The sequence below is a fragment of the Arhodomonas sp. KWT genome, from assembly GCF_010993615.1.
Map to the genome: position 1 here is coordinate 1 of NZ_WNXE01000028.1, position 8,010 is coordinate 8,010.

The following is an 8,010-nucleotide window of genomic DNA, read 5'->3' on the forward strand; positions in this document are numbered from 1 at the left end:
CAGGGCAAAGCCAGGATGGCCGCCCCCGGGCAAATCGGGCGCATGCCTGACGCACCGGACGCAAGCGCCGGTCCAAGACCGGCGCTTTCCCCTGCCTTGCGATGAACCGCCTTTATGGTGGCGCGGTGCGGGCCCGTGCCCACCGTCCAGCATCCGTGGCAGACTCCTGCCATGGAGCGCCTCATCGACCATCCCTGGGACCTCACCCCCACCGAGGCCCGCGCCCTGCAGACCCGGCTCGCCCGCGAGGTGCGCCTGACGCCACCGCCCGCGGAGGTGCGCACCATCGCCGGCGTGGACACCGGGTTCGAGGACGGCGGTCGGACGGCCCGTGCCGCCGCGGTGCTGATGGGCTGGCCGGATCTCGAACCTGTCGGCCACCACATCGCCCGCGAGCCCACCCGCATGCCCTACGTACCGGGGCTGCTGTCGTTCCGCGAGCTGCCGGTGGTTCTCGCCGCACTGGAAGGGCTCGACACCACGCCGGAACTCGTGTTCTGCGACGGCCAGGGCATCGCCCACCCGCGGCGGCTGGGCATCGCCGCCCATCTCGGCGTGATCACGGGACTGGCCACCATCGGTGTGGGGAAATCACGGCTCGTGGGCAGCCACGAAGAACCCGGGCGGGAGCGCGGCGCCTGCACCGCACTGATGGACGGCGACGAGCGCATCGGCACGGTGGTGCGCACGCGCACCGGCGTGCGGCCGCTGTACGTCTCACCCGGGCACCGCTGCGACATCGACAGCGCGGTGGACTGGGTGCTCGCCTGTTGCCGGGGCTACCGCCTGCCGGAGCCGACCCGTCAGGCGGACCACCTCGCCTCGCGGCGCGGGGCGTTCAGAGAAGGGTAAGCGCGGCCACCGCGGCGAGGCCGACTACGCCGACACCGGCGACGGTGTAGACGAGCCGCCGCAGCGCCGCCGCCTCCCGGGCCACGCGTTCGCCCACCAGCGTGTCCGCGGCCTGGGCCTGGGCCGCCGCCCGCGCATCCGCCGCCTCCACGGCGGCCTGGTGCGCGGCACTCTCCACGGAATCGGACAGGGCCCGGCGCAGCGGGTCCTGGAGCCCCTCGAGCAGGCGGTCCTGCAGCGCCGGCATGGCCCGCTCGACCACCTCCGGCACCAGCCGCGAGAGCCATTCGTCGCTGCCCAGACGGTCGGCTAGCTGGCGCTCCAGCGACGGCACGGCGTCCTCGACGATGCGCTCCGCGGCCTCCGGCCCGATTGCCTCCACCACCCGCGGGCGAACCTGCTCGACCAGCCGCGCCGACAGCGCCTCCAGGTCCACGGACTCGCGCAGCTCGGCGCGCTCCGCGGCCGCAGCATCCAGGCGCTCGTTAATAGGCGCGAGCGCGGGCTCGACCGCCTCCCGGATGGTCGACTCCAGGTCGTCACCGAGGCGCTCGGCGATCACCGCACGCGCGGCCCGTTCGGCCTCCGCGGCAGCCGCCTCGCGCAGGGCGGCCTCGTCGACAGGGGCGGGCGATGCAGCGGGCGGCGCCGCTTCGGAGCCCATGCCGGTATCGGGCCCGGGCCCGTGCTCGCCTTCGTCGATGGCGATCCCGCCGAAGTCGACGGCACTGTCCTCCGGTTCCGCGGGTGCGGCGGCGGCCTCCCCGAAGTCAGGCACGTCCAGGGTATTGTCCTCCAGGTCAGCCATCGGCCCCGCCGCCTCCACCGTGGCGGCCTCCGCCGGCTCGGCGGCAGGGGCGCCCTCCAGCGCCTCGCGCGCCGCGGCAAGGGCGCGGTCCAGCCCGTCCTCGCCGCTCGGCTTGATCAGGAAGTCCACCACGCCCAGCGCCTCCGCGCGGGCGCGGTCGTCCTCGGAGTCCTGGGAGGTATACATGACCACCGGGACGGCGGCGGCACCGGGGTGCGCCTGTAGCTGGCGCGTCGCCTCGAAGCCGTCCATGTCCGGCATCATGTAGTCCATGAAGATGACGTCCGGCACGCGCTCCCGGACCTGGGCGACCGCCTCGGCGCCGGTGGCGGCCTCGTCGGCGGTGATGTCGCGGCGGCGCAGCAGCTTGGTCAGGGCCACGCGCGCCAGTCGCGAGTCGTCGACGACCAGAGCCGTCCGGATCTGTGCGGTCATTGATGTTCCCCCAGGCCGGTCGCCGGTCACTGCCCACCCTGGGCGGACCGGCGGCTAAGCTATCGAGTGCCCCGTGACAATCATTATTATCAAAGCAGCAAACGAATGGACCAGCCCCGACGGGGCGATAACGGGAAACGGCGCACAAAAACGCCGCCTGACGGCGGCCGTCAGGCGGCGGGGAAGCGGTGACGGGAGTGTGGCAACGGCAGCGCCGCGGCGATCACTCCATGCCGCTGCAGTGATCGTAGTGGTCGTCGAGCCAGCGGCGGCTCTCGTCGCTGCCGCCAAGCGCGGCGCGATAGAACCAGCGCACCGCCGCCTGCTCGTCGAGCTCGACGCCGCGCCCCTCGGCGTACATGACGCCAAGGTTGTGCTGCGCGGCGACGTGGCCCTGCTCTGCAGCGACCTGGAACCAGCCAGCGGCGAGCGCGTCATCGCGCGCCACGCCCTGGCCGGTGGCATAAAGAAAGGCCAGCGCATGCTGAGCCTGCGCCAGCCCGCGCAATGCGGCGCGGCGATAGAGCCGCGCCGCACCGCTGAGGTCCACACCGGTGTCCTCGCCCATTTCCAGCCGGTTACCGACCATGTAATCGTTCCAGGCCTTATCCATCGGTGTGGCCATACCCGAACAACCCCCTCATATTCCGGTCCGAGCACCCCTAGAGAAGCAGAAAGCGTGCCACCAAATCACGAAGCCGCGCAAACCCCGGGCAGCCGGGCCTGACGCGCCAGAGGGCATCACCCCGCGGTCACGGAAGTGACACATTGCGGCGCCCGCGGGAACACCCGGGTGACTCAATGCGACACCCGGCCCCGCCCTGCCCTGCCCCTCATCCGCAAGTCGAGGGGCGCCCTTCGGCAAGCCGGCGCCCCGCCCTCCGCGTCGTCGCGCTGCCCTGAACGGGCGACGGCCATGCCGGCGGGGAGGGACAGACCTGTCGGGATACGGGGCACGGGTAGTGGCCAGGGCTTGCCGCCGCTGGCGCCATCACGGAACATGCCGCAGACCGATCGAGCAGGAGCCCCCATGCCCGTGCACCCCCTCCGATCAGCCTGGCGCGACGCGCTGGCCGTGTACCTACAGCGGCCGGTGATCACCATGCTGTTCCTCGGCTTCTCTGCCGGGCTGCCGTTCATGCTGGTGTTCTCCACGCTGACCGCCTGGCTCACCGAGGCCGGGGTGACGCGCACCGCCATCGGCTTCTTCAGCTGGATCGGGATCACCTACTCCATCAAGATCCTGTGGGCGCCGGTGGTCGACCGCCTGCCCCTGCCGGGGCTGACCACCCGGCTCGGGCGCCGCCGCGGCTGGATGCTCGCCGGACAGATCGGCATCGCCACCGGGCTCGCGCTGATGTCGGGCACCGACCCCACCCAGGCGCTCAGCACGGTGGCGCTGCTGGGGGTGCTGGTGGCCTTCTCCTCCGCCTCCCAGGACATCGCCATCGACGCCTTCCGCATCGAGTCGGCGCCGCCATCGGTGCAGGGGGCGATGGCGGCTACCTACCAGCTAGGCTACCGCGCGGCGATCATCGCCTCCTACTCGGGGGCACTCTACCTCGCCGCGCGTACCGACTGGCACACGACGTACCTGGTCATGGCGGGCCTCACCGGGATCGGCATGCTCACCACGCTGCTCGCCGTCGAGCCAGCGCACCGGGCGCGCACGACCAGCGTCGAGGAGCACGTGGTGGAGACCTTCAGCCAGCGCCACCCCTCGCTGCCGCGATGGTTCGCCCACGCGGTCACGCACGTGGCCGGCGCCGTGCTCGCACCGATCGGCGACTTCGTCCGGCGCTTCGGACCGGCGGCCATCGGCATCCTCGCGCTGGTGGCGACGTTCCGGATCACCGATCTGGCGATGGCGAGCATGGCGAACCCGCTGTATCTCGACCTGAACTTCACCAAGGTGGAGATCAGTGCCATCAGCGGCATCTTCGGCACGACGGTAACGGCCATAGGCACCGTGATCGGCGGAATCGCGGTGCGCCGTTACGGCCTGCTGAAGCCGCTGCTCGCCGGCGCCATCCTCGCCGCCGTGACCAACCTGCTATTCGCGCTGCTCGCCACCACCGGCCACGCCCCGGAGCTCTTCGTCGCCGTCATCGGCGCGGAGAACCTCGCCAGCGGGCTCGCCGGCACCGCCTTCATCGCCTGGATGTCGAGCCTGACCTCGGAGCAGTACACGGCGACGCAGTACGCCCTGTTCAGCTCGCTGATGACGCTGCCCGGGAAGTTCCTGAGCGGCTTCGGCGGGATGGTGGTGGACGCCGACGGCTACGTTACCTTCTTCCTGGTCACCGCCGCCCTGGGGCTGCCGGCGGTGCTGCTCACCCTGTGGCTGATGCGCCGGACACCGGCCACGCGCCCCGACCCACTGACCAACAAGGAGTCATAACCAATGGAAAACGAAACCGCTCCCCTGATCCGGCGGCTGTCGGCACCGCTGGCCGAGGGCCGCTTCTGGCTCAAGATGGTGGCGGTGCTGCTGATCGCCAACGGCGTGCTCACCGCGCTCACCATCGTGGGCCTGATCGTCGCCTGGCTGCCGATCTGGATGGGCATCCTGCTGTTCCAGACCGCCGGCGCGATCGACCAGGCCCATCACCACGGCGACGAGGAGGCGCTGATCCGCTCCCAGCAGCGGCTACGCACGTTCTTCACCATCAGCGGCGTGCTCACGCTGATCGTGCTCGCCTTCTGGCTGCTCGGCATGCTCTTCGGCATCGGCGGCATGATGTTCGGGGCCGGCATGGGCGGCATGAGCGGCCACGGCGGCTGGTAGAGGCTTGAAACCCGCCGGCGGCGCCCCGACGTCGTCGGTGGATACACGGGCGCCCGGACGATAGCGCGCGTCTATCCCGTGCATGGCGAAAATGAATTTTACCGATCGCCGGGCGCTGCCTACGATGGCCAACCATTGGCCGATGTGGACACCCAAACCACCCGAGGAGAAGACACACCGATGAGCGTTCTGGTATCCCGTGAGGCCCCCGATTTCACCGCACCGGCCGTGATGGGCGACGGCACGATCAACGACTCGTTCAAGCTCTCCGATCTGCGCGGCAAGTACACGGTGCTGTTCTTCTGGCCGCTGGACTTCACGTTCGTGTGTCCCTCGGAGATCATCGCCCACGACAATCGCCAGGAGCAGTTCGCCGAGCGCGACGTCCAGCTCGTCGGCGTTTCCATCGACAGCGAGTTCTCCCACTTCGCGTGGCGGAACACCCCGGTGGACAAGGGCGGCATCGGCGAGGTGCGGTTCCCGATCGTCTCGGACAAGACCCACGAGATCTGCCGGGCCTACGGCATCGAGCACCCGGAGGCGGGCGTCGCGCTGCGCGCGTCGTTCCTCATCGACCGGGACGGCGTGGTCCAGCACCAGATCGTGAACAACCTGCCCCTCGGTCGCTCCGTGGACGAGATGCTGCGCCTGGTCGACGCGCTGCAGTTCACCGAGGAGCACGGCGAGGTCTGCCCCGCCGGCTGGCAGAAGGGCCAGTCCGGCATGAAGCCCGACGCCGAGGGCGTGGCCGAGTACCTCAAGGACAACGCCAGCCGCCTGTAAGGCCGCGGGCGTGACCCGCCGCGGCACCCCACGGGGCCGCGGCGGCCCGAACCGAATCCGTTCTACGAGGCGCGTGACTATGAGCGACGCTAAGCACTGCAAGCTTCTGATCCTGGGCTCCGGCCCCGCCGGCTACACTGCCGCGGTCTATGCCGCCCGGGCCAACCTCGACCCGGTGATGGTCACCGGCATGGAGATGGGCGGCCAGCTCACCACCACCACCGACGTGGACAACTGGCCGGGCGACGTGGAAGGGCTCCAGGGCCCGCAGCTCATGGAACGGATGAAGGCGCACGCCGAGCGCTTCGGCACCGAGATCGTCTTCGACCACATCAATGAGGTCGACTTCCGCCAGCGCCCGGTCCGCCTGACCGGCGACAACGGCGAGTACACCGCGGACGCGGTGATCATCGCCACCGGCGCGACGGCCAAGTACCTCGGCCTGGAGAGCGAGTCCGCCTTCATGGGCAAGGGCGTGTCCGCCTGCGCCACCTGCGACGGCTTCTTCTACAAGCAGCAGGATGTCGCCGTGATCGGCGGCGGCAACACCGCGATGGAAGAGGCGCTGTACCTCTCCAACATCGCGCGCAAGGTCACCATCGTGCACCGGCGCGACCGGTTCCGCGGCGAGAAGATCCTGCAGGACCAGGTCGCAAAGAAGGTGGAGGAAGGCCGCATCGAGATCCGCTGGAACGCGACCCTGGACGAGGTCCTGGGCGACCAGACCGGCGTCACCGGGGCGCGGCTGAAGAGCACGACCGACGGCAGCACCGACGAGCTCGACGTCACCGGCGTGTTCATCGCCATCGGCCACAAGCCGAACACCGACATCTTCGAGGGCCAGCTCACCATGGAGAACGGCTACATCCGGGTGAAGAGCGGCCTCGACGGCAACGCCACGGCGACCAGCGTGGCCGGCGTGTTCGCGGCCGGCGACGTCATGGACCACGTCTACCGCCAGGCGGTGACCTCCGCGGGCACCGGCTGCATGGCGGCGCTGGACGCCGAGAAGTACCTGGACGCGCTGGAACTCGAGCGCGGCGACCCGGCGAGCGCGGCCTCCGACGCGGACGCGGCCTCGGAGTCCCTGGCATGACGGTCCACGCCGACGACCTGGCGCTCTATCACCACGAGCTCTGCGGCTTCTGCATGCGCGTGCGCTCGGTGATGGAGCGCCTCGGCCTGACCATGGAGATGCGCGACATCCGCCGCGAGCCCGGGCACCGCCAGGCCCTCATCGAGGACGGCGGCCGGGGGATGGTGCCGTGCCTGCTCATCACCAGCCCGGACGGCACGCAGACCTGGCTCTACGAGTCCTCGGACATCATCGCCTACCTCGTGGAGCGCTTCGGCACGGCCGGCGAGGCCGCCCGCGGCTGAGCCCGGGGCTCAGCCCAGCGTGAGGTCGTAGGCAAGGGTCATGGGCGCGTGGTCGGAGAACCGCGCGCCCTCGTAGACACTCGCCGAGCGCACCGCCCCACGGAGGTCCGGGGTGATCACCTCGTAGTCGATGCGCCAGCCCGTGTTGTTCGCCCAGGCCTGGCCGCGGTAGGACCACCAGGTGTACTGCTCCGTCTCCGGCTCCACCACGCGGAAGGCGTCCACCAGCCCCACCTCGTCGAACAGCCGGTCCAGCCAGGCGCGCTCCTCGGGCAGGAAGCCGGAGTTCTTCTGGTTCGAGCGCCAGTTGCGCAGGTCGAGCTTCGTGTGCGCGATGTTCCAGTCGCCGCAGATGATGTAGCTGCGCGGGCCCTTGCGCAGCTCGGCGAGGTACGCCATGAACGGGTCCATGAAGGCGTACTTGAAGCCCTGGCGGTGGTCGCCGGACGTGCCCGAGGGCATGTAGAACGACACCACCGAGAGGTTGCCGTAGCGCGCCTCGATCCAGCGGCCCTCGCGGTCGATCTCCGGGAAGCCCACGCCGCGGATCACGTCATCCGGCTCCACCCGGCTGTAGAGCGCCACGCCGCTGTAGCCCTTCTTCTCCGCGTCTTCGAAGTAGGCGTGCCAGCCCTCGGGGAAGTACGTGGCATCGCCGGCGAGCTGGTCGTACTGCGCCTTGGTCTCCTGCACGCAGAGCACGTCCGGCGCCTCCTCCGTGAACCAGTCGAAGAAGCCCTTGCGCGCCGCCGCGCGGATGCCGTTGAGATTGGCCGTGGTGATGCGGACCGTCATGAGCGCCCCCGAAGGCTGTACCGGCACCGGATCGTACTAAGGCGGTCACCGGTACGCCACCTTTCACCGCGCGCACCAGCAGCGATGTCGCACACGGCCTCACGGCCGTGCACGACCTACCTCCGGCCGCACGCGCGTAGGTCGTGCGCCAAAGGCGTGCGACGTCCCG

At 70.2% G+C, this 8,010-nt stretch carries 9 protein-coding genes; 6 read left to right on the top strand and 3 right to left on the bottom strand.

What is annotated here, in order from left to right; genetic code table 11:
- Positions 1-171 precede the first annotated feature (171 nt).
- Positions 172-852 (top strand): deoxyribonuclease V, encoded by a 681-nt coding sequence (gene nfi, locus G7A99_RS07265; protein ID WP_163139318.1) that lies wholly within the window; start codon positions 172-174, stop codon positions 850-852.
- Here nfi and G7A99_RS07270 read toward each other — a convergent pair.
- On the bottom strand, positions 839-2,095 hold the full coding sequence (locus G7A99_RS07270) for a response regulator (RefSeq protein WP_018717576.1): 1,257 nt from the start codon (positions 2,093-2,095) through the stop codon (positions 839-841). The two genes, nfi and G7A99_RS07270, sit on opposite strands and share 14 nt — an antisense overlap.
- A 223-nt stretch (positions 2,096-2,318) precedes the next feature.
- Complete coding sequence (locus G7A99_RS07275; RefSeq protein ID WP_156831151.1) at positions 2,319-2,720, bottom strand: tetratricopeptide repeat protein; 402 nt, start codon at positions 2,718-2,720, stop codon at positions 2,319-2,321.
- Positions 2,721-3,125: 405 nt separating this feature from the next.
- Here G7A99_RS07275 and G7A99_RS07280 point away from each other — a divergent pair, with 405 nt between their 5' ends.
- The 5 genes from G7A99_RS07280 to G7A99_RS07300 all read left to right on the top strand — a co-directional run bounded on the left by G7A99_RS07280 (position 3,126) and on the right by G7A99_RS07300 (position 7,046).
- Positions 3,126-4,496, top strand: coding sequence for an AmpG family muropeptide MFS transporter (locus G7A99_RS07280; RefSeq protein WP_018717574.1), 1,371 nt, complete (start codon positions 3,126-3,128; stop codon positions 4,494-4,496).
- Positions 4,497-4,499: 3 nt separating this feature from the next.
- A complete protein-coding gene (locus G7A99_RS07285) occupies positions 4,500-4,883 on the top strand; it encodes a DUF5362 family protein (protein ID WP_018717573.1) in 384 nt (127 codons plus the stop codon).
- 180 nt (positions 4,884-5,063) lie between these two features.
- On the top strand, positions 5,064-5,666 hold the full coding sequence (locus G7A99_RS07290; RefSeq protein ID WP_018717572.1) for a peroxiredoxin: 603 nt from the start codon (positions 5,064-5,066) through the stop codon (positions 5,664-5,666).
- Positions 5,667-5,745: 79 nt separating this feature from the next.
- Positions 5,746-6,762 carry a thioredoxin-disulfide reductase gene (gene trxB / locus G7A99_RS07295; protein ID WP_163139319.1) on the top strand — a complete coding sequence of 339 codons (1,017 nt, stop codon included), beginning with the start codon at positions 5,746-5,748 and terminating at the stop codon, positions 6,760-6,762.
- Positions 6,759-7,046 (top strand): glutathione S-transferase N-terminal domain-containing protein, encoded by a 288-nt coding sequence (locus G7A99_RS07300; RefSeq protein ID WP_163139320.1) that lies wholly within the window; start codon positions 6,759-6,761, stop codon positions 7,044-7,046. The genes trxB and G7A99_RS07300 overlap by 4 nt, the downstream gene beginning before the upstream one ends.
- Before the next feature lie 9 nt (positions 7,047-7,055).
- Here the strand turns inward: G7A99_RS07300 and G7A99_RS07305 are convergent, their stop codons facing one another.
- On the bottom strand, positions 7,056-7,841 hold the full coding sequence (locus tag G7A99_RS07305; protein WP_163139321.1) for an exodeoxyribonuclease III: 786 nt from the start codon (positions 7,839-7,841) through the stop codon (positions 7,056-7,058).
- Between the last annotated feature and the right edge of the window lie 169 nt (positions 7,842-8,010).